Origin of the sequence: Agrobacterium sp. 33MFTa1.1 (assembly GCF_004328495.1) — a bacterium.
Taxonomy (GTDB): domain Bacteria; phylum Pseudomonadota; class Alphaproteobacteria; order Rhizobiales; family Rhizobiaceae; genus Agrobacterium; species Agrobacterium pusense.
Genome location: NZ_CP036359.1, coordinates 1,744,989 through 1,766,375, shown reverse-complemented (window position 1 = coordinate 1,766,375; position 21,387 = coordinate 1,744,989). Strand labels below are relative to the sequence as shown.

Genomic DNA, 21,387 nt, shown 5'->3' with positions numbered 1-21,387 from the left:
CAGCTATTGTCTTTACTGGGGTGTAAGAGGTCAGACGAAGGAAGCTTCCTTGTCTTCCGAAAGGCGAAACACGACGAAGACACAGATCCCGGTGCTGACCAATAGTACGGTCGAAAGCGCGGCGGCAGTCCCGAATTCGCCGTCGATTACCTGGATGTAGATCAGGACCGGCATGGTAATCGTGCGCGCCGTATAAAGGATCAGCGTCGAGGAAAGTTCGTTGATGGCGGTGATGAAGCTCATCAGCGAACCGATGATGAGGCCTGGCAACATCAATGGCACCGTCACCGACAGGAATGTCTTTGCGGGTGAAGCTCCAAGATTAACCGCCGCCTCCTCGATCGACGGCTTGATCTGCCTCAGGATCGATGTCGTGGATCGGACGCCATAGGGCAGCCGGCGTATGAACACCAGAAGGATGACGATGAGCGCCGTCCCGGTGATATCGAAAGGAGGATATCGGAACGTCGTAACGTAACCGATCGCCATAACGACGCCCGGAATGAGATACGGCACCATCAATAACAGATCGAGCGAGCCGGAAACGGCATTATCGCGCCTAACGACGATAAAGGACAGGAGCCCGGAGACGACCGCGATAAGCACCACTGCGGCCAGTGCGAAGGTAAAGCTGTTGGCTATGGCCTGAGGGGAATCCCTCAAAATGCGAGCATAGCTGTCTAACCCGAAGCCACCGGTAAAGACGGGGCCGTTTGTCGCCAGGAAAGATGTATAGATGACCGTTAGAGAAGGTAGCATGGCAATGAAGACTACCAGATAGCAGAAACCGTGAACGATGAATGACTTCAGCGGGCGCATCGACTGTTTAACGGGTCGGTTGGTCAGGGAGCTGGCGTAGCGGCGCTTGGCGAGAATGTGCCGTTGGAGAAGAAGCGCTGCCATGGAAATCCCGATCATCACCATTGAAATCGTGACGGCCATGGTCGGCGTGCCCGCCATTTCGGAGGTATATTGCGCATAGGCAATGGTCGATAGCGTTCTGATGCCCTTGCCAAGAATGGCTGGTGTTCCGAAGTCGGCGATGGAAAGCACGAAGCAGATGATCGCACCTGTGCTGACTGCTGGAAAAACAAGGGGCAAGGTGATTTTGCGGAAACGCTCAAACGCCGTGCAGCCGAGGTTTTCCGCCGCATCCTCATAAGACTTGTTGATGGTGTTCAGGGCATTTTCCGTCATCAGGAAGATATAGGGGAAGAACTTCAGGCTGAAGACCATGACGATGCCGGGTATTCCATAAATCGTTGGCAATGAGATGCCGGCAAAAGACAAAAGGTTGGTGACCGCACCGTTGGCACCGAACAGCATGATCCAGGCATAAGCACCGATGAAAGGCGGTGCGCAGAGAACAAGAACTGCAAAGGTCGCGATGAATGTGCGTCCCTTGATGCGATAACGCGACGTGCAAAATGCAAGCGGGATCCCAAGAAGACAGGCACCGAGCATGCCCAGGACGCCGATCAGCAATGTGTTCCAGAGGGCCACGGTGTAAAACCGGCGCGTGAACACCTCCGCGTAGTTGCTGAGCCCGAACGCACCGGTCTTCGCATCAAAAAAGCTGATGAAAAACACACTGAATATCGGAAGGATCAGGAAAATTGCCAGCAAGATCACGGCAAGCGCCGTGACACTTGTCCAGAAACCTGGCAGCCGCAGGCGGAAACCTCCAGGCGTTGAAGTGGCGGTCATATCCGTCATGACAAGCGCTCCCCCGTCACACCTTCACCGAAAAGCTGAGTATCAGCCGCCCGCCAGGAAAAGGTTGTCTTCTGGTTCGGCTCAAGGGCGATGATCTCTGGTGACGGCTTGGTGATTGCCTCGATCTCTTCACCCGAGGAGAGTACGGCCGCCACGTTCATTTCACGTCCGGTGAAACTGACCTGACGGATGGTCACGGGCAGGTCGATGCGGTCTTGGGCAGAGATCGCGGAAAGACCCACTGAAATCGCCTCGGGGCGGATCGCTGCGACGACCTTCCGTTCCGGTGAAATCGCATCCGCTTGCGGCAGTGCAACCTTGTGGCCTGACAGGAATATCTGCCCGCCCGTGCGATCAAGCGTCAGGAAGTTATTGGCTCCAACGAAAGACGCGACGAAACGGTTAGAGGGATTATTGTAGACTTCCCAGGGTGGCGCAGCCTGCTGAATTACTCCCCCATACATGACGCAAACCAGATCGGACATGGCGAGCGCCTCTTCCTGATCATGGGTAACATAGACCGTCGTGATGTTCATGGCCTGCTGGATTTCACGCAGTTCCCGCCGCAGGTCCACGCGCAGTTTGGCGTCGAGGTTGGATAGCGGCTCGTCCATCAAAAGCACTTTGGGATTAATGACCAGTGCGCGCGCGAGGCCCACACGCTGCTGCTGGCCGCCGGAAAGCTCGTGCGGCATGCGCTTGGCATACGGAGCAAGCTGCACGATATCGAGGATCTTGGCGACTCGTTCGCGGATCTCGGCGGACGATGCCTTACGTTGCTTCAGACCGAAGGCAATATTATCGAACACGGAAATATGCGGAAAAACTGCATAATCCTGAAACACCATCCCGACATCACGCTTATGGGCGGGCACATGCTCAATCGCCTGTCTTTCGATGCTGATGCTGCCACTGTCCTGTTGGTGAAACCCGGCGATCGTGCGCAAAAGGGTGGTCTTTCCACAACCGCTCGGGCCAAGCAGCGTGAAAAATGATCCCGAAGGAATTGAGATGCTGATGTCGGAAAGTGCAACGACATCCCGATAGCTTTTCTTGATGCTGTTAATCTCAACGGCGGCCATGTGCTGCTCCAAGATATATCCTGCGCGGCGCGCGACCACGGTGGACGGAATGAAAATGTGGATGTGAACGAGTAGAGGGGGGGACGGCGCGTGATGCGCCGCCCTATGCTCTTACTGGACGTCGAGAAGTATCTCGTTCCATTTTTCCATCAGGCGCGATCGGTTGTCGGCAGCCCACTTGAAATCGTATTTCGCATCAGGAACATCCGAGAGCGGAACAAGTGCCGCGTTTGCCGGAACATCGGTTCGTACCGACCGACGGCCGGCTTTCACCACGACTTCCTGCGCTTCCTTGGACACGATGAAATCGATGAAAGCCCTGCCGTTCTCGGCGTTCGGCGCACCCTTGACGAGCGCCATACCATCGGGCGCTATTGCCGTGCCTTCTTGTGGGTAGACAATCTCGACCGGAGCGCTGCCTAGCTTGTAACGCAGAGCGGCATCTTCGAGCGTAATGCCTACGGCCTGCTCGCCATCATTGACAAAACGTGGAACGGCGCCGGAAGAGGTGGATAGGACAGAGTTACCAAGGATGCCGGTATAGATCTCCCAGCCCTTCTCCTCACTGTCGAAGTCCTGCAAGACAGTTGCCATCTGGATGTATGCTGAACCAGATTGATCAGCGCGGGCCGAGGAAATCAGGCCCTTATATTCAGGCTTGGCGAGATCGGCCCAGGACGTCGGAACCGGCGCGCCTTTCAAAGCCTCTTTGTTGACAATGAAGGCTGTCACGACAGCTGTGAAAGGCACCCAGTTCGCACTCGGCGAAAAAGCTGTGTTGATCGCGGCCGCTTCGACAGGCTTGTAAGGCTCGAAAAGATCAGCGGAGAAGTCGATGACGGTGCCGTCAACGCTCCAGATCACGTCGCCCGCCGCCTTGCCGCTTTCTGCCTTAATGCGGTTCATCAGTTCGCCGGATCCAGCTTTAACAAGCTCCACCTTGGTGCCGGTCTTCTTTTCAAACATTGGCAACAACTCGTCCATGAGCTGCTGCGGCGCTGCCGAATACACCACGACAGTGCCTTGTGCGTGGGCGAGTGCGGCGCTTGCTAGGAATGCTGCGCCAGTAAAAAGGCGCGCGAAAACAGTGCATGATTGACGCATGAGGATCTCCGTTTTTTGTTCCCTGACAGACGAGGACTTGCGACAGGTTCTTGCTATTTTTGGTGTCGTTGCTCGTTGTCCGATATTTATTTTCTTTACGTAAATTAATAAGTCAAGCGGCGATTGGTTCTAAAATTCCTAAAGGCCCTAGTTCATTGATAAAACGGGGAATTAAGGGAACTCAATTCGCCTCATACTGGCTCGATATGCCGCTGACTCATCGAAATTTGCTGTACAACCGCCTGGTTTGCGCTATTCATCCGGCGTAACGTCTCGCAGGAGAATGGTTTGATCGACCTCGGCTACAATGAGCGGCGACTGCTTGAAATCTTGCGCGGAAAGGGAGGCATGTCGCGTATCGAGCTGGCACGCGAGATGGATGTTTCTGCACCGACCCTAACACGCCTGACCGCAAATCTTCTCGAATCCGGCCTGATCCTCGAGGCGGAGGAAGCTCGCAGTGGCGGCAAGCGCGGCAAACCCTCCACGGCAATTGAAATAAACCCGAATGGACTATTCACTCTGGGGGTCTATTTCAATCCAGACGATCTGCGTGTTTGTATCGCCGATCTGAACGGCACGATCAGGCAGGAAATTCGGTCCGAACTCGAAGGGCACAGTTTCGAACACATCATGGAAATGGCTGAAAGGGCTTCCCGCCAAGTGCTGGAAAGGGCTAAAATAAGAAAGAAGGATGTCCTGGGTTGCGGCATCAGCTTTCCGGGCCACTTCAAGCGCGATCGAGGCCATGTGTTTCGCATCAGGCAGTTCGAGAACTGGCGCGATATAGACGTCGAAAAGGACTTCCAACCCTATTTCGATTTCCCGGTCTTTCATGAAAACGACGGCAACACCGTCATTCTCTCAGAGCTTTATTACGGTGCGGGCCGCAGTATCCGTAACTTTGCGATGATCTGGTTGACATATGGTATCGGCGGCGCCGTCGTGGTGCAGCGTCATCTTTATCGCGGCACGAACGGAAATGCTGGCGAGTTTGGTGGCCTGTTTCCCAAATCACATCCTCGTCCCTCCGGACAGGATCTTTGCGACACGCTTGCCGCCCACGGGGTGGGTGTCCGGCGCTTAAGGGATATTGATGAAAGCTATCGCGACCATCCGGCGGTGGTTACCTGGCTTGAAAGGGCAACGGACCAGCTGCGGGTGTTGGCTCTGACCGTCGCCCGCACGATGGATCCCGGCGCCATCATTTTTGGCGGATCACTGCCCAATTGGATTCTCGACCATATCGTGGAGCGCATCGGGTCGCTGGAAATGCTTGGCGAGGATTTCTTCGTGGAGCCCCCCGAAATACGCAAATCGATGATGAGTGACTTGCCGCATCTCGGTGCAGCCAGCATACCGATCTACCGTGCCACGACGCCCAGCTATTATTCAGGTAGGGCGCTGAAGGGATGGGCTTAGCCGCTGTTAGCCGGTAGCCGTCTGCCCAATAAGAGCCGGCGAAGATCCGCGGCGCCTACTGTGGAGCGAACCCGCCTATTCCGCCCCTCCCTCACGGTAAGCCGGGACGGCCCTTACCGCATGACCGGCAACGGCTCGAAAAATCCTGCCTGCTGTCGGCGTCTGTCGCCATTTGCGCGGGCAAAGACGCCAGGAGCGACACCGCTTCTTCTGCGGAAAGCGGTGCTGAATGCACTGACGGATTCATAGCCGATCTCCTCCGCGATATCATCGAGGGACTTCACCCCGCGTATCAGCGCGTCCCTGGCCAGCGCCATCCGCCAGCGAGCCAGATACTCAATCGGCGCGCAGCCTAGCATTTCATTAAATCGTGCTGCGAAGGCCGAACGCGACATGCCGGCGATGCGAGCCAGTTCGGCCACCGTCCAATTCACACGTATATCGGCGTGCATGGCGGACAATGCGCGGGCAAGCCCCGGCAAGCGCATTCCCTTCACCAGTCCTGCAGGAATGGCCTCGTTACCGGCGTTCGGCCGACGTAGCACTTCAACCAGCAAAACCTCCAGCATGCGCCGTATGATCAAATCCTTGCCCACATCCTCGCGCGCGCACTCCTCCGCCAGCAACTCGATCAGACGCGCCAGCCGGGATGCTCCACCCTCTCCCGCAGGCACATGGATCAACTCGGGCATCAACGAAAGCAGCAGCGCCGCGTTGATCCGCTCGAACGTGAAACTTCCTCCCAGCGCAACAAAATCGGGTTCCCCATGCTGTTCCCCATGCCGCACCGCCTGATCTTGCGGCTCGACCGGAATGCAGTCGACGTCGGCATCGCTGCAAAGCGAGAAGGCGGGCGTGGACGGCAAAAGCAAGAAATCGCCACGCGCCAGCCGCAGAGGTTCCCGGCCATCGATCATAAGCCATGCCGCACCGACCAGCACGACGGCAAAGCCCGGGGCGTCATAGGCGCGATAACGCACGCCCCATCGGCCTCGTCCGGAAATTGGCTTCGAAACGGCGGCGCCCGGCCGCAAAAGATCGATAATATCGCTGAGAGGATCCATTATCTGGACGATCAATAATAAATTGTGGTGTTACGAGCATATATCATCCAGAGCACATCGTCTATCTCCGGCCATATCAAACAAAGGAGATTATGATGACCAAAACGATCCTCGTCACCGGCACTTCGTCGGGCTACGGCAAGGCAACCGCCGAGTTCTTCCTATCACGTGGATGGAATGTCATTGCGACCATGCGGCGTCCGGATCCCGATCGCCTCGTTGGCAACACCGACCGGTTGCGCGTCCTCCCGCTGGATGTGACGGACGAACAAAGCATCGCAGCCCTGATCGATGCGGCAGGTCCGGTCGATGTGCTGGTGAACAATGCCGGCATCGGTATGGTCGGCGCTTTCGAAGCGACACCCATATCGGCAATCCGCACGATCTTCGAGACCAACAGTTTCGGTGTGATGGCGATGACGCAGGCCATAATCCCGCAGATGCGAAAGCGCAGATCCGGCACCATCATCAACGTAACATCCAGCGCCACGCTCGCCTCTTTCCCGCTCGCCGCCGCCTACACTGCCAGCAAGCAGGCAATCCAGGGCTTCTCCGGCTCGCTCGCGCATGAACTGGGTCATTTCAATATCAGGGTAAAGCTGGTGGAACCTGGCTATGCCCCGACAACTCGCTTCGCGACAAACGCCATCGTGCCGCTGGAACGGCTGTTGCCGGAGGATTACATGGACTTTGCAACGCCGATCCTTGAAGGCTTCGCCAAACCGGCCATGACGACCAGCGAAGGCGATGTTGCCGACGCGATCTGGAGCGCCGTCCATGACCTATCCGGCCAGCTTCGTTTTCCCGCAGGTCCTGATGCAATTGCGCTGTCCCGGGCGAACTGACGACCGATAGCGGCCCGACCGGACATTGCTCGGTTGCGGCGTTTCAGCCGGCTGATATGCAGATGGCAGATGTTTCAACACATCTGCCATCGACTTTACCAGGACGATGGCGACGGCGCTTCGAGACGCTTGCTCATCTTGCCCATGCTCTACCGGTCGCGGCGAGGGCCGTCTTTAGCCAGCCGGTGAAAGCTTCGACCTCATCCGTCTGGATCGCTCCGACGCCGGCCTCGGCGAGAGCGCCCCACACCGCTTCAGGGTCCGCCAGCGCGCGCGTGTCATTGAAATCGAGGCAATGGGCGACGTCGAGCGTGTTGACCCAGAGACGGATGTTCTGGCGCTCCATCTCGGCACGACCTTCAGCCAGATCGGCTATATCGGTGAATTTCACCTCGATCATCGGCGCACGCAACGCCTCGATACGGCGCAAATCCTCCGCAAACTTGCCCTTCCGCACCGGGAACATCGGCATATGCGGGATCTTGCCGAACCAGTGCGCATCCAGCACCTCGAAACGGGCGGCTTCCGGGTCGACATCGGTCTTCACTAGCACCTGATCCTGAATGCCGAGCCGCAGCACGGTTTCCATGACCAGTGGCAGATCGCGGGCGAATTTGGTGTCGATATTGACGGCGATCCGGCCGCGCGCCTCTTCCAGCAATTCTTCCAGCGTCGGCACGCATTCATCGGTCACCTCGGCCGCATCGCCACCCGCACCGGCCTTCAGTCTTGCAGCGCGGACCACCTCGAAGGGCAGCGCATTCACGACGCCCTTCCCCGTCGTCGTGCGGTCGAGTGTCCCGTCGTGAATGACGACCAGCCGGCCATCGGCCATCGCCTGCGTGTCGATCTCGATCATCTCTACCCCCGCTGCAACCGCGGCACGGACGGAAGCCAGCGAATTTTCGGCGGTGGCGGTCCAGAAACCGCGATGGGCAATGGTCAGAATGGCCGGATTGTCGCGCGAGCAGAGCGCAAGGACATTGCAGGGGCTGGAGGTATTTCGAGAGGCGGCAAGGGTTTGATGCATGATTTTCACTTTCAGACGTTGTGTTTACCGGCACTGGTTGCCGGTGTCAGACTTTCCCCGTGCCGCGGCCGAGGCGGCTCCTGCGAACCGGTTGTTGACCGTCTGGATTTAATACACTCATAGTGTATTATTTATAACAGGATCCGTGAAAAGTTATGTCAGCCACGGTGGTCCGCATTGCAGCCGCCCAGCACAGCCATTATCCAGAGCGATGACCATGGATCAGACCCAGCCCCAGAGTTTCGACCGCCAGCCGCTTGCCAGCGAAAACGAGCGTCTCATTCTGGATATCGTGCGCCGCCAGGGGCCGATTGCCCGCGCGTCGATCACCGGCCACACGAACCTGACCCAGCAATCCGTGCACCGCCTGATCGAGGGCCTGCTGGAGCGTGGGCTTCTGCGTACCGGCGCACCGATCAAGGGCACCCGCGGCCAGCCGAGCCCGACCATCGAACTCGTGCCGGAAGCGGCTTACTCTCTTGGCATTTCCATCAACACCGACTCCCTGGTGATCTGCATCGCCGATTTCCGTTGCGATGTGATTGTCGAGGAAAAGCTGAAGATGCTTCCGGAGGACCGGGAAGAGACGCTCACGGCCTTGTCGTTGGCGCTCGAACGGCTGCTGGCGGAACATGGCGTTCCGCGCGAGCGACTACTTGGTCTCGGTTTTTCCATGTCCGGCTTTTTCGTGTCGGAGGACCGCGCCTTCAACGCGCCTGAACCTCTTCGCGACTGGTCGCTGATGGACCTGAAGCCTATCCTTGAGAAACAGTTCCAACTGCCTGTCTGGCTGGAGAACAACGCCACCACGGGCGCGATCGGCGAAAGCCTTCGGGGTGTCGGTTCCTGGTGCCAGACCTTCGCCTACCTGTCCTTCAATTACGGCTTCGGCGGCGGCTTGATCCTCGGCGGGCAACCGTTCCACGGCTTCCATGGCAATGCCGGCGAATTCAGCGGCATATACAGCCCGGATGAATCGCCCAAACGGCCGGCCCTGCAATATCTGATCGCCACCCTGCAGAAAAACGGTGTCGACATTCACTCGATCGAACCGCTGTATCAGCAGTTCGACCCCACATGGCCGGGTGTTGAGGAATGGCTGAACGAGACCATGCCGCAGGTGGACAGGCTAGTAGCGAGCCTGATCGCGGTTCTCGATCCGCAGGCCATCGTCTTCGGCGGACAATTGCCGCGCGCGCTGGGGCAGATGATGATCGAACGCGCGCACATGCCCTCCCGGCGCGAACATCGTTACGGTGTCGGCCCGAAGGAGGCGAAGCTGGTTCTCGGCGAGGCTAAGGGCGATCCCTCGGCTCTCGGTGCGGCGCTGCTGCCGCTCAGGGTGCGCTATTTCCTGTAACTCAGCCCAAGCGGTCTGATGTAATCCCGCAACAATCATAACGGAAACGTGAGCCTGATTTCGCCCCCGGTTTTTTACTGGTTGGCAGCTTGCATCCGAGGGCGATAAATATGATTGCAACTATCATGTTTATGACATGACGCAGCATATCCTGTTGCTTCATGCGTCAAGCCAGTACGCCACCGGGTCGATTGATGAGCAAAGCTCTGTTACAGGTTCTCGATGCCGACGAGGAAAGCCGCCTGATGCGGTTTTTCCGCCGGCGCCTGCAGAACCGGGAAGACGCTGCCGACGCCATGCAGGAAACCGTGCTGCGGGCGCTGGAGGTTTCTCATGCCACGCTGATCGACAATCCACAGGCCTATCTCTTCCAGATCGCCCGGTCCGTCGCCCGCCTGACAGCCATTCGCCAGTCGCGAGAGCGGCCATTATTCGCGCCCTACGAAGCGGGTTTTGCCGTTGCCTGCGAAGAGCCGGGGCAGGAGCGGATCGTCGCCGGGCGGCAGCACGTTATTTTAATGGCGCGGGCCATCGAGGCCCTGCCCAAGCGTTGCCAGCAGGTCTTCGTGCTCAGCCGCCTGCATGGCCACTCCAACGGCGAAATCGCCGCCCGTCTCGGCATTTCCCGCAATATGGTGGAAAAACACATCATCAAGGCGCTGCTGCACTGCCGTCAGGTCCGCGCGCAAATAAAAATGTAGACCGTCATCAGGTGTTCGCATCCTTTTTCACTCTATAAGGGAAAGGGGACACATCTCAGCACGCAACGAACGGCAGATCAGGACATGAACAAGCGCCCGGACGGTCTGAAGGATAAAGGCTTGACCGATGACGGTCTGGCCGAAGAGGCCGCGCTTTGGGTGGCGCGCATGCAATCGGCAGATGCGACGGAGGCGGAGCGCGAGGCGTTTCATGTCTGGCTGCGCGCCGATGCCGCCCATGCCAGCGCCTATGAGGACATGCAGAGCCTCTGGGGCGAGCTTGGCGATATAGAGCTTGCGCCGGTTGAACAGCGAAAACGGCGCGGACCTCGCCGGGCAATGCTGGCGGGCGTTGCCGGTCTCTGCCTCATCGGGTTTACAGCGCTGGTTGCGGAGAAAAGCGGATTGAAGGACCGCTGGCAGGCGGATTTTTACACCGAAATCGGCGAAACACGCCTGCTTTCGCTCGAAGACGGCAGCCGCATCAGCCTGAACACCGATACCGCGATTTCGGTTCATTATTCGCAAAAGGAACGGCGCATCACCCTTCTTCGTGGCGAAGCCTATTTCGATGTCGCCAAAAACCCGGAGCGGCCCTTCATCGTCGAGGATGGAGCGCTGACGGCAAAAGCGCTCGGCACCCATTATTCGGTGCGCACCGGCAATGGCGCGCTGCCGCAGGAGGTGCAGGTGGAGGAAGGCCGGGTGGAGGTGACCACGGGCGCCGAGATCGCCGTACTCACGCCCGGAGAGGCCGTGACCCTTGGCGGCGACGGCCGACTGATGCGCGGCCGCAAGGATGTCGCCAAAAGCATGGCCTGGCGCGAAGGCAAGCTCGTCTTTTCCGGCCAGCCGCTACGCGAGGTTCTCGATATTCTCTCGCAATATCGCCGGGGCCGCATCGTCATCCTCGATGAGGCGGCGGCGAGGCAGCACGTCTCCGGCATCTTCGATCTCAAGGACACAGATCAGGCCCTCACAATTCTCGAAGAGAGCCTTCCCGTTTCGGTATCGCAGCTTTCCGGAATGCTGGTTTTCGTCCGCTCGCGATAAAGTAACTTTTTTCGCAGATCCGACGTCAGGAGTCGGTCCGCCTTTTCACTCTAGGCAATCAGGACCCGTTTCAGCGGGGGGCATGAGATCACGAGTGAGAGGGAATGACATGAATTTTGGCAAGCAGGCACGCGGCTGGTTCTGGCTGACGACGACGGCGATTATCGGGGGCATCGTCTCGGCAGGTCCGGGCGCCACGACCGCCAGCGCGCAGACACCGCCCGCCGCAAGCGGCGCGCCCGCCACCGTCACCGTCTCCATTCCCGCAGGGCCGCTGGAAAACGCCATTCTCAGCTTCGGTCGCCAGGCCAATCTGCGCATGGTCTACCCCTCCGCGATCACGAGGGGTCGCAGCACGGTCGGCGTCAAGGGCACGCTCAGCGTATCGGCGGCAGTCAGCGGGCTTCTGGCCGGATCGGGACTGAACTATGCATTGGCCGGCGGCAATACCGTCCGCATTTTCGATCCCGCCAGCCAGACCGCCGAAAGCGGCGGTTCGGCTGCCGCCGGCAGCACCCTGCTTGCGCCGATCACCGTGCAGGGCACCGGCCTTGAAGGCGCCAGGGGCATCATCGAGAGCGATGGCTATGTCGGCAAATCCGGCCGCACCGCCACCAAGACCGATACGCCGGTTGCCGAAACCGCCCAGTCGATCACCACCGTCAGCCGCAAGCAGCTTGACGACCTGAAGCCGCAGAACCTCTCGGAAGCGCTGAACTACACGCCCGGCGCGCGCATCGGCCAATATGGCGCGGAGCCGCGTTTCGACGCCTTCAAGGTGCGCGGCACCGATCTCAGCACCACCGGCATCTTCCGCGACGGCCTGCGGCAGGTCAGCAGCCAGAACGGCAGTGCCCGGCTCGAGCCCTATGGCGTGGAAGCTGTTTCCATCCTGCGTGGTCCCGCCGCCTCCATCTATGGTGCAAGCAGCTCCGGCGGCATTGTCGATATCATCTCGAAACGCCCGACCGAAGAGACGCTGCGCGAGGTGGAGCTGCAATATGGCTCCTTCGGCCGCGTGCAGGGCGCTTTCGATCTTTCCGGCGCCGTCGATTACGAGAAGACCATGCTTTACCGCCTGACCGGGGTGGCCCGCGACGGCCGCAACGAGATCAGCGCCATCAAGGACGACCGGCTGTTCATCGCGCCGGCCTTCACCTTCCAGCCGGATGCCGGCACCAAGCTGACGTTGCTCGGCGAATATATGGACAGCACCACCGGCGGCACCTGGGGATACATCAACAATTACGGCAGCGACGGCAAGTCGATCGGCGCGACGCCGGTTTATGGCGGCGATTCCCGTTTTAATGATTTCGAGCAGAAACAATGGCGTATCGGCTATGAGTTCGAGCATGAAATCAACGACAACGTCACCTTCTACAGCAAGGCGCGTTATTCGGCCCTTTCGGCCGACCAGCAATGGGTCTTCGCCAACTATCCCGGCATCACCATCGAGGACAATGAAGGCGTCTCCGCCGACAATTACTTGAAGACAGAATTCGACACAGGCCCGGCGAAACATACGCTGCTGACCGGTATCGACTTCAGCCACATGTCCTACACCTCAAAACAGGGCAGCGGCGCCAGCCCCTTCACCGACACCTTCACCTATGTGCCTGATGTGTCGCTGATACTGAAGCAGAGGATGAACACGCTCGGCATCTATGCGCAGGATCAGGTCGAAATCGACCGCTGGCGCCTGACGGCAGGCATTCGTCACGACTGGCTGGACACCGAATATCAGGCCCAGACCGTCGGAGACGCAGCGGCTCCCATCTATGATGGCGATGAAACCAAGACGACCGGCCGCGCCAGCCTCGGTTATGTCTTTGACAGCGGCGTGATGCCCTATATCAGCTACGGCACCTCCTTCGTCGCCAATCCGGGCGTCATCATCACCACGGGAACGGTAACGGGACAGGCGCAGCCGACGCTCGGCAAGCAATATGAGCTCGGCGTGAAATATGCCCTGCCGCAATATAACGCCCTGCTGAGCGCCGCCTTCTTCAATCTCGATCAGGACAATGCGACGGTCTATGAGACCTCGTCCGGCATCAACCTGCTGCGCCAGCTCGACCTGCGCTCGCGCGGCGTGGAACTCGAAGCTACGGCCTCGCTCGACAATGGCTGGAGCCTCGTCGGCTCCTATTCCTATAACGACGTTGAAATTACCAAACTGACGTCGGAAACGCTGGGCAAGCAGCTCAATTCCTCGCCCTATCACACCTTCTCGCTGTGGGCCGATTACGAGTTCCAGAGCGGTGCGCTCGAAGGCCTCGGCATCGGCGCGGGCGTTCGTTACGTCGGATCGAGCTTCGGCGACAACCAGCACACCCCCATTCTTGACAATGAGGCCCGCACCTTCGTCGACGCCTCGCTGCGCTACGATCTCGGCAAGGCCCTGCCCTCGCTGGAAGGCGTGAAATTGCAGATCAACGCCACCAACCTTCTCGACGAGGTGAAACAGGTCTGCACCACAGGCTTCTGCTATTATGACGAAGGCCGCAAGGTCGTCGGCAGCATCCGGTATCGCTTCTGATGCTGCAGCAGAACCCTGCCACAACCAAGCCGTCGCCGGCCGCCGTCTTCGTGGCGGTCGGCGGGCTTTATGTCGGCCAGAGCGTGATTGGCGGGCTGACCTTTCTCGGCCTGCCGGCGGTGCTCAGAACCGCCGGACTGCCGCTGGACCAGATCGGCCTTCTTTATCTCGTCGTTCTGCCCTGGGCGCTGAAATTCCTCTGGTCGCCGCATGTGGAGCGTTACCGGCTGCCGCCCGTTGGCAGGAACCGGTCGCGGGTGATCGTCGGCACGGGCATCGCCGCCTGCGCCTGCGGCCTCGCTGTTCTTGCTTTCACCGGCCCGTCGCCGGTTTCCGTCGCAATCGCCATCCTGTCGGTAATCGCGCTGGTGACGGCGACAGTCGACATCGCCTGCGACGGCTATGCGGTCGAAACGCTGGCGGAAGAGCATCATGGATGGGGCAACGCCGCACAGGTAGGCGGCTCCTATCTCGGCTCCGCTATCGGCGCCGGCCTGTTTCTGGTGCTGGTGGACCGCGCCGGCTGGACGAGCGCCACGCTGGTCATGGCCGGGCTGGTCATCCTGCTCGCGCTCCCCTTCCTGCTCGGCCCGGCGGCAAGAACGGTCCCGCAAACACGGGACCACCTGCCATCGATCAAACACGCGCTCAAGCGACGGGAAGTCCGCACCGGCCTTCTCGTAGCGGCCGTTTATGTCGCGGCGCAGAAATGGGGTCTGGCAATGCTCGGCCCGTTCCTGGTCGATTACGGTTTCGATCTCGCCACCATCGGCGCACTGAATGGCGTGGGCAGCATGATCGTCGGTTTCGCCGGCGCGCTGCTCGGCGGAACGCTGGTACGCGTCTACGGGGCGTCACGAATCCTGCTCATCGCCATCTTCGTGCAGACTGCGCTGTTGTGCCTTTTCGCCTATTTCAGCGTTCATCGCGATATTTCGCAATGGGTCGTCATGGCGGTTGCGGTGGCTAGCTCGTCGGGCATCATGTCCATCGGCTTCGTCGCGCTTTACGCCTGCTTCATGGGCTGGTCCGACCCCCGGCAGGCCGGGGTCGATTTCACCCTGTTCCAGTGCATGGATGGCGTTGTCGGCATGATTGGCGGGCTGGGCGCAGGCGCGATTGCCGAAAAATTCGGCTATCAAGCCTCCTTCATCATTGCCGCCATCGTTTCGGTGCTCGCCGCACCGGTCATCTTCCTGCTGATGCGACGGCAGAACTCTTGAACCGAAGCCCCGGGCGCGGCGGCTTAAGCCGCGCCCGGCAGGCCTCTTGCATCGGCCTATTCGACCACCACCGACAAGTCCGAACCGGTATAGACCGGCCGCACCTTCACGTTGCCCGCATCTATCGTGGCGAATGTCCCGGTCAGGCCGTTGGCGGAGATGACGTCGAGCCGCGTGCCGGCGGCCGACGCGCCGCCTTCGAAAGCGAGCTTCAGCGTCGCGCCGTCAAGCACCACATTGCCTTTGACGCGCAGAGCAATCTTTTGCGGATCAAGCGCCAGCGTGCCGCCGGACTGCGTATAATCACCGCCGATGGCGACATCCTTGCCTGCGGCAAGCGAGAGCGTGCCGCCCGTGACCAGCACGCCACCGGTTCCAAGCGCATCGGCGGAAGACGCAACCAAGGTTCCGTTCCTGACAATGGTGCCGCCGCCATAGCTGTTGTTGCCGCTGAGCGTCAGCGCCCCACTGCCGGATTTGACGAGACGCCCTGCCCCGGCAATATCATTCGTCCAGCGGTCTGCCGCATTGAAGCCACCGACCGCAGCGTCCATCGTCACCTCGACGTCGCCGTCAAATGCGCCATAACCACCGGCAGCGGCCACCAGATTGATGCGTCCCCAGCCGTTGCTGTCATCGAGCAGCGGATAACCCGCCTCGATGCCGGTGGAAAACAGCACGGCGCGACGTTGTGCGGCATTAAGATAAGGCAGGCGTGTTTCGAGCAGAACCTCGGCGCCCTTCGGCACCACCATGGGTGCATGGCCCCCAGCCGTGTTGCGGCTGAAGGAATAGGTCATGCGCCGGCGATAATCGGCCTGGTTTTTCGCCGCATCGGCATAGGGGTCGCTTTCCAGACCCGCGCTATGGGCGAACTGGATCAGAGACTGGCCCTGCGGCAGGCGTTTTACGAAATAGGCCTGCAGGTCGTAATGCGCCGCCTTTTTGACCTCTGCGTTCTTTGGATCCTGCAAGACGGCAGCGGCGATCGCAGTTGCCGTTATGCGGCCACCGATCACATCGACGGGGGAATGCATGCCGGCGACGATGCGGCTTTCGCCCAGTTGCGAAGCCGCCGTCAGCAACTCGGAAAAACGCTCCGGCACGGCATAAGCATAGGCAATCGCGGCAAGATAGGCGGCATTGGTGTGGCCGCTTGGAAAGCCGCCATCCTTGCCACGGCCGCGATTTTCGCGCGCATATTTCAGCGCCGGGACAACAATGCCGGCACTGGATTCGTAGCCTTCGAAGGTACGATCGCCGATGGTCTCGGTCCCCTTGTCGACGACCTCACCCTTATCGTTCATCCGCCACGGGCGCGGCGAGGAATAAAAGTATTTCGCGGGCGATGTCGTGGCTTCCGGTCCGCGGATCGCCTTCATCAAGGCCACGACGCTCTTTAACTCGGATTCGGCCGTTCCGGCTTCCGTACCCTTGTCCTCCTCCTTGTGGGTAATCACCTCGTTCGGATCGAAGTCTGCAAGTGTATGGTTGATCGTGGTGGTCGCACCCGACCCCTCACGATACCAATCGGCAAGCGGTCCCATGCCGTTGATCACGCTGTAGCTCTGCGAGCGCCGATCATTCATGTAGGCATTGAAAGCGGCGGCGGTCGTGCGGTTTTCCCCGGTCACAGACAGCACATAGCGCATGTTTTCCTGCCAGATCGCGGGATTAACGGCCTTCGCACGGCTAAAATCCGTCGGACCATCGCCGTTGGCGCCACCAGCGGCCCATTTCTCATCGCCAAGCGTCCAGATCCGGTTGAAGCCTGAGAGGATTTTGATGACGGGATTGTCATGGTCGTCATAGGCACGGACATCCTCGCCCTTCTCATTCTTGCCCGTCTGGTTGCGATAATTATCGGCAAGCGGCAGCGGGTAGGCCGCAGTCGGCTCCGTCACGGCGATGGCATAGCCCTGACCAGCCGGTGCCTTGCTATCGAATGCTTCGGCGCTCGAAACGAGCACCAGCAATGCAACGGAGGCAAGCAGTGCCGAGCGTGCGGAGGGAATGGACGACATCTTCAATTTGGGCATGATGAATCCTGTGATTTGACGCGTGACGAAAGGGGAGCGCGCAAAGCCTCGGCGCGCCGTCAGCTTTAAGCCGGGCGTATGGCAGTTTTTTTTCGGCATGCTGATTAAGATAGATCGCATGTGAAAGAGCGGCCGGCAGATGAAGGCGCGATTTGCCCGACGCGTCGCCCCGGGCAGATCGACTTTTTATCTCGAAGCGGCGCTCTTATTTCTTGACCGCGACAGCCTCGTTGATCTTGGCGATGTCATCTTCCAGAACCTTGTAGGTCTGATCGAGCGTCAACTCACCGACGATAAGCTGGCTCATGCGCTGCACGATCTGTTGATACATGGCGCTGCCACCCTTGGCGCGTTCGAAATCACGCGCGGCCTGCGGCACGTTCTTTTTGTTATCGAGGAAGACCTGCATCGCCGCCTTGGCATTTTCGCTCTTCAGCTTGTATTGCGGATTGGCGATCTCTGCACCCGTCAGAATGACGTAGTTTTCAGCGATTTCCCGTTGCACTTTTTCGGAGCCGAGGAACTCGATGAAATGGGCCACATCTTCAGGGTATTTGGTGCGCTTGAAGCCAACGATCGCGGTGCCACCAGGCATCGCGTAGCATCCCGCATCGCCGCAGGGAGCATTGATCGCGGTCCATTCGAAAGTGTCGCCGATCTTGTTCTGGAACGGATTGACCATCCAGTTTCCGGCGAGATACGTCACGACATTGCCGTTGACGAACTCGTCACCCATGTTCTTGTACTGCGAACCGCCAGCCGCACCCCACATTTCCTTGGGGAAGCTGCCGTTTTGCGTCCATGAAAAGAGGTCGGCGATGTATTTTTTTGCCGCATCGTCAGGGAAGCTGAACTTGCCGTCCTTCACATAAGTCGAGCCGTAAGAGAAGGCGCCGCCGGAGAAACGGTGGCCGGACCGGTCCATGGTGAAGGGGATCTGCACGCCCGTCGCCTTGGCGACACGGGCGGATGCCTCGACGATCTCGCTGAATTTGGCGGCCGGGCCGGGCAAGGGTTCGCCGGCCTGCTCGAACAGCGTCTTGTTGACGAAGGGCAGGTTCAGCGTCTGTGACGCCATGTAGCCATTGATCGACTTCGGATCGTTGACATTGGGCAGGCGAAGCTGGTCGAGGCTTGCACCATGCAGTTTCGCGAAGGCGTCCGCATCCCTCATGTAAGGCCGCATGTCGAGATAATAGGGCGCGAGCTGCCAGTCGGTGATCTTGGCAATATCGGGGCCCTCGCCCACCGCCAGCTGCACTGGCAGCTGCTTAGAAACGGCATCATAACCCGACGATACGAAATTGATCTTCACGCCGGGATTGGCCGTCTCGAACTCCTTGCTGAGCGCTGCCATGCGCTGCACATAACCCTGATCGTCATCGGTAAAAAGAAATGTGATCGTGCGGGTCTCGGCCTGCGCGGCCGAAAGACCGGCCACAGAGGCAAATACCAGGGCGCTGACACCCGAAAACAATTTCATCATGCTCATCCTCCCAATGAAAACATTTTCATAAATCGAGTAAAAGCTCCTCTGCTTACTTCGATTTGTGATGTTTTGCGGCTTGACAGAATAAACGTCAAGCTGTTTGTTCTGGCGAAATTGCACAAATCAACGCCGAGAGGCAAAAACAGTTTTGTGAAAATAATTTCATTACCGATCGACGGGAGGCGATCCATTATGCCGGATGGACCATTTACGGCGAACACGTCGGAGCCCACATACACCGTCACGGACGGGGAGACGGTAACCGCCTGGATCGTCTCCGATCTCGTGGAAACATCGTTTCCGGGCACGCCGGCACCGGCGGAAGATCGGGTCAACTACCGTTTCATCAACGGTTTTGTCGATGTCGGCGACCTTCCCTGCCGCAAGGCCTTCCAGCAGACCATGGTTGGCCGCCACATAGCCCCCGATACCAGCTGGCCAGTCTCCCACCTCAACCTGCCCGGCTCCAATCGCCGCGTCGAATTCACCGGCTTCTGGCATGTTCCGACCCACGTGCAGCGCTGGCTGAAGGGCACGTTTCGCAGCGAGACTGCACGGAAAGCGCAGTTCCGGCTGCGAACCTGTGGCGGCGTGCGCATCTGGGTAGGCGGCGTCGAGCAGGTCCGTTTCGAACCCTTTATCCGCAATGTCGAAAGCAGCCGTGACATCGCGCTCGATCTTGCGGCCGGTGACAACGAGGTCCTGCTTCTCTGCGAGGATCTGGCGGAGCGAGACATCATCTGGTTCTTCGAACTTGAGGTTATTGATCCCGCGCCGCTCACCGTCGTGTTGCCGGTGCCGCTCGACCGGGAAGAGACGAAGCGCCTGGCCGCGCTGGTACGTGACGTGCACCCTGCCCGCGACGTGTTTTCTGGCAGCGCCCTCGAACTCGTCTTTGGCGCAGCGCCGGCAAGCGATCTGCCGGTGCACATCGCCGTCAAAAGCCATGGCCATGAGCGCGCCGCGCTTGCGGAAGTGGATACGGTGCTGAAAGCCGGGCAATCCTCACTGACGATCCCCGAAACAATAGGCATTGCCGACGGGTATCACGGCGTCAGGATCACCCTCGGATCGGGTTCCGGCACTGTCACCCGCGTCATCGACGCCGCCTTCATGCGTGATATCGCGCCGGAAGCATCCTCTAACGACATCAATGAACGGAAGAAGGCGGCGCTTTCCTTCAGCGCCCGTTTCGGCGCCTGGCGCATCGGCCGCGCGCTTGCCATGGTCGCCACCGGCAGCGATGACATCGAGACGATCGGCGGCATCATCGATGCAACGCTGCACTCCATCGACAGGCGCGAAGACTGCTCGGATTTCATCATGATCCCGCTGCTGTGGCTGGTGCGTGCTCATGGGGCCCGGTTGCCTGCAGATATGCGGGCACGGATCGATGCTTCGATCCTTGGTTATCGTTACTGGGTGGACGAGCCGGGCAATGACGTCATGTGGTTCTGGAGCGAAAACCACGTCCTTTGCTTCCACACCAGCCAGTTGCTGGCCGGCGATTATCTGCCGGACGCCACGTTCACCGCGTCCGGCCGTAGCGGGCGCCAGCAGGCCGCGCTGGCAGCTGAGCGGCTGGCGCGCTGGTTCGACAGCGTCGAGGCGCATGGGTTGGCCGAGTGGAATTCGGCCGCCTATTACCCCGTCGATTTCATCGGTCTTCTCGCCATCGAACATTGGGCGGAGCCGGAACTTGCCGCCCGCGCGCGCCACCAGATCGATCTCATTTTCGAGATGATCGCGCTGCATACACTGGGCGGTGTCCCCTCCGGTTCGCAAGGGCGGGCTTATGACAAGGAACTGCGCGCCGGGCCGCTGACGGAACTGGCGCCCTTTGCTGAGGTCGCCTTTGGCAAAGGCTGGCTCAACAACGGCGTCGCCTCGCTACCAATGTTCTGCTGCGGAGATTACCTGCCGCCGGCGCATCTTGCCGCCCTCTCCCAGCTGGAAAACGGCCGCATGGTCGAGGCGCGCTACGCGCAGGGGCTGGAGCCCGGCAAACTCGTGCTGTTCAAGAACGAGGCCGGCCAGCTTTCCACCGTTGTCGATCACAAGACCGGCCGCAGGGGTCACCAGCAGCACGTCATGGACATCAAGCTTGCCGGCCACCCGATGGCGCGACTGTGGGTCAATCATCCCGGTGAGGACGATCCCTGGGGCAGCCAGCGTCCCTCCTATTGGGCGGGAAGCGGCATCCTGCCGCGCGTAGCGCAGCACCGCGATTTGGCGATGCTGATCTTCGATACCGAAGATCACCGCAACGACTGGACCCACGCCTATCTCGGCCGCGACGGGCTGGAGGAGGTCATGATGGAAGACAACTGGCTCATCACCCGTTCCGGCCGCGGCTTCGCGGCCCTTTACGCGACGAACGGACTTGAACCCGTCACCTCTGGTGCCACCGCCAACCGCGAGATTAGATCGCCCGGCCGCCGCGCCGGCTGGATCGGCGTTATCGGCTGCGGCGACGCGCAAGCCTTCGCCGGCTTCCGCGCGAAAATTCTCGCCACACGGGTCACCTTCGATGCCGATAGCCGGCTGCTCGCAGTCACGCCACCCGGCGGGCCGGAATTCACTCTCAGCTGGGACGGCGCCTTCACTATCGGCAGACAGGCCATGGCCTTCGACCATGACCAGCCGCAACCGAAAATCACCTTCGACAGCGCCGACCCCGCATCGGGCAGCGCTGCAAAACCCATCTACTCCTAAGCGGA

Annotated in this window: 15 protein-coding genes; 8 read left to right on the top strand and 7 right to left on the bottom strand. The window is 59.7% G+C overall.

All coding sequences use genetic code 11. From position 1 onward, the window contains the following. Positions 1-30: 30 nt before the first annotated feature. The 3 genes from EYD00_RS21860 to EYD00_RS21850 all read right to left on the bottom strand — a co-directional run bounded on the left by EYD00_RS21860 (position 31) and on the right by EYD00_RS21850 (position 3,902). Positions 31-1,716 carry an ABC transporter permease gene (locus EYD00_RS21860; RefSeq protein ID WP_034498102.1) on the bottom strand — a complete coding sequence of 562 codons (1,686 nt, stop codon included), beginning with the start codon at positions 1,714-1,716 and terminating at the stop codon, positions 31-33. Further along, entirely contained in the window at positions 1,713-2,798 is a 1,086-nt protein-coding gene (locus EYD00_RS21855) for an ABC transporter ATP-binding protein (RefSeq protein WP_022563749.1), read from the bottom strand. The genes EYD00_RS21860 and EYD00_RS21855 overlap by 4 nt, the downstream gene beginning before the upstream one ends. Positions 2,799-2,909: 111 nt before the next feature. Beyond that, a complete protein-coding gene (locus tag EYD00_RS21850; RefSeq protein WP_034498105.1) occupies positions 2,910-3,902 on the bottom strand; it encodes an ABC transporter substrate-binding protein in 993 nt (330 codons plus the stop codon). Positions 3,903-4,190: 288 nt separating this feature from the next. Between EYD00_RS21850 and EYD00_RS21845 the strand changes: the two genes are divergently transcribed. Then, on the top strand, positions 4,191-5,324 hold the full coding sequence (locus EYD00_RS21845; protein ID WP_034498107.1) for an ROK family transcriptional regulator: 1,134 nt from the start codon (positions 4,191-4,193) through the stop codon (positions 5,322-5,324). Positions 5,325-5,437: 113 nt separating this feature from the next. Here EYD00_RS21845 and EYD00_RS21840 read toward each other — a convergent pair whose 3' ends face one another. Beyond that, positions 5,438-6,388, bottom strand: a complete 951-nt coding sequence (locus EYD00_RS21840; RefSeq protein ID WP_034498108.1) for an AraC family transcriptional regulator — start codon at positions 6,386-6,388, stop codon at positions 5,438-5,440. Positions 6,389-6,483: 95 nt separating this feature from the next. On the opposite strand from EYD00_RS21840, the gene EYD00_RS21835 reads away from it, so the two are divergent. Further along, positions 6,484-7,233, top strand: coding sequence for an SDR family oxidoreductase (locus tag EYD00_RS21835; RefSeq protein ID WP_034498110.1), 750 nt, complete (start codon positions 6,484-6,486; stop codon positions 7,231-7,233). Positions 7,234-7,366: 133 nt separating this feature from the next. On the opposite strand, the gene EYD00_RS21830 is transcribed toward EYD00_RS21835, so the two are convergent. Then, positions 7,367-8,263, bottom strand: coding sequence for a glycerophosphodiester phosphodiesterase family protein (locus EYD00_RS21830; protein WP_034498112.1), 897 nt, complete (start codon positions 8,261-8,263; stop codon positions 7,367-7,369). Between the two features lie 211 nt (positions 8,264-8,474). On the opposite strand from EYD00_RS21830, the gene EYD00_RS21825 reads away from it, so the two are divergent. From EYD00_RS21825 to EYD00_RS21805, 5 genes are all read left to right on the top strand, one after another. Next, positions 8,475-9,623, top strand: coding sequence for an ROK family transcriptional regulator (locus EYD00_RS21825; RefSeq protein WP_034498114.1), 1,149 nt, complete (start codon positions 8,475-8,477; stop codon positions 9,621-9,623). Between the two features lie 194 nt (positions 9,624-9,817). Next, a complete protein-coding gene (locus EYD00_RS21820; protein ID WP_034498116.1) occupies positions 9,818-10,324 on the top strand; it encodes a sigma-70 family RNA polymerase sigma factor in 507 nt (168 codons plus the stop codon). Between the two features lie 84 nt (positions 10,325-10,408). Continuing rightward, positions 10,409-11,377, top strand: coding sequence for a FecR family protein (locus EYD00_RS21815; protein WP_034498119.1), 969 nt, complete (start codon positions 10,409-10,411; stop codon positions 11,375-11,377). 109 nt (positions 11,378-11,486) lie between these two features. Next, a complete protein-coding gene (locus tag EYD00_RS21810) occupies positions 11,487-13,916 on the top strand; it encodes a TonB-dependent siderophore receptor (RefSeq protein ID WP_034498121.1) in 2,430 nt (809 codons plus the stop codon). Beyond that, on the top strand, positions 13,916-15,139 hold the full coding sequence (locus EYD00_RS21805; RefSeq protein WP_034498123.1) for an MFS transporter: 1,224 nt from the start codon (positions 13,916-13,918) through the stop codon (positions 15,137-15,139). Before EYD00_RS21810 ends, EYD00_RS21805 begins: the two co-directional genes overlap by 1 nt. 56 nt (positions 15,140-15,195) lie before the next feature. Here EYD00_RS21805 and EYD00_RS21800 read toward each other — a convergent pair whose 3' ends face one another. Both EYD00_RS21800 and EYD00_RS21795 read right to left on the bottom strand, forming a co-directional pair. After that, positions 15,196-17,178, bottom strand: coding sequence for a phosphatase PAP2 family protein (locus tag EYD00_RS21800; protein WP_034498525.1), 1,983 nt, complete (start codon positions 17,176-17,178; stop codon positions 15,196-15,198). Positions 17,179-17,383: 205 nt separating this feature from the next. Continuing rightward, positions 17,384-18,664, bottom strand: coding sequence for an ABC transporter substrate-binding protein (locus EYD00_RS21795; protein WP_034498528.1), 1,281 nt, complete (start codon positions 18,662-18,664; stop codon positions 17,384-17,386). A 195-nt stretch (positions 18,665-18,859) separates the two neighbouring features. On the opposite strand from EYD00_RS21795, the gene EYD00_RS21790 reads away from it, so the two are divergent. Next, positions 18,860-21,382 carry a hypothetical protein gene (locus tag EYD00_RS21790; protein ID WP_034498125.1) on the top strand — a complete coding sequence of 841 codons (2,523 nt, stop codon included), beginning with the start codon at positions 18,860-18,862 and terminating at the stop codon, positions 21,380-21,382. The last annotated feature ends 5 nt before the right edge of the window (positions 21,383-21,387 follow it).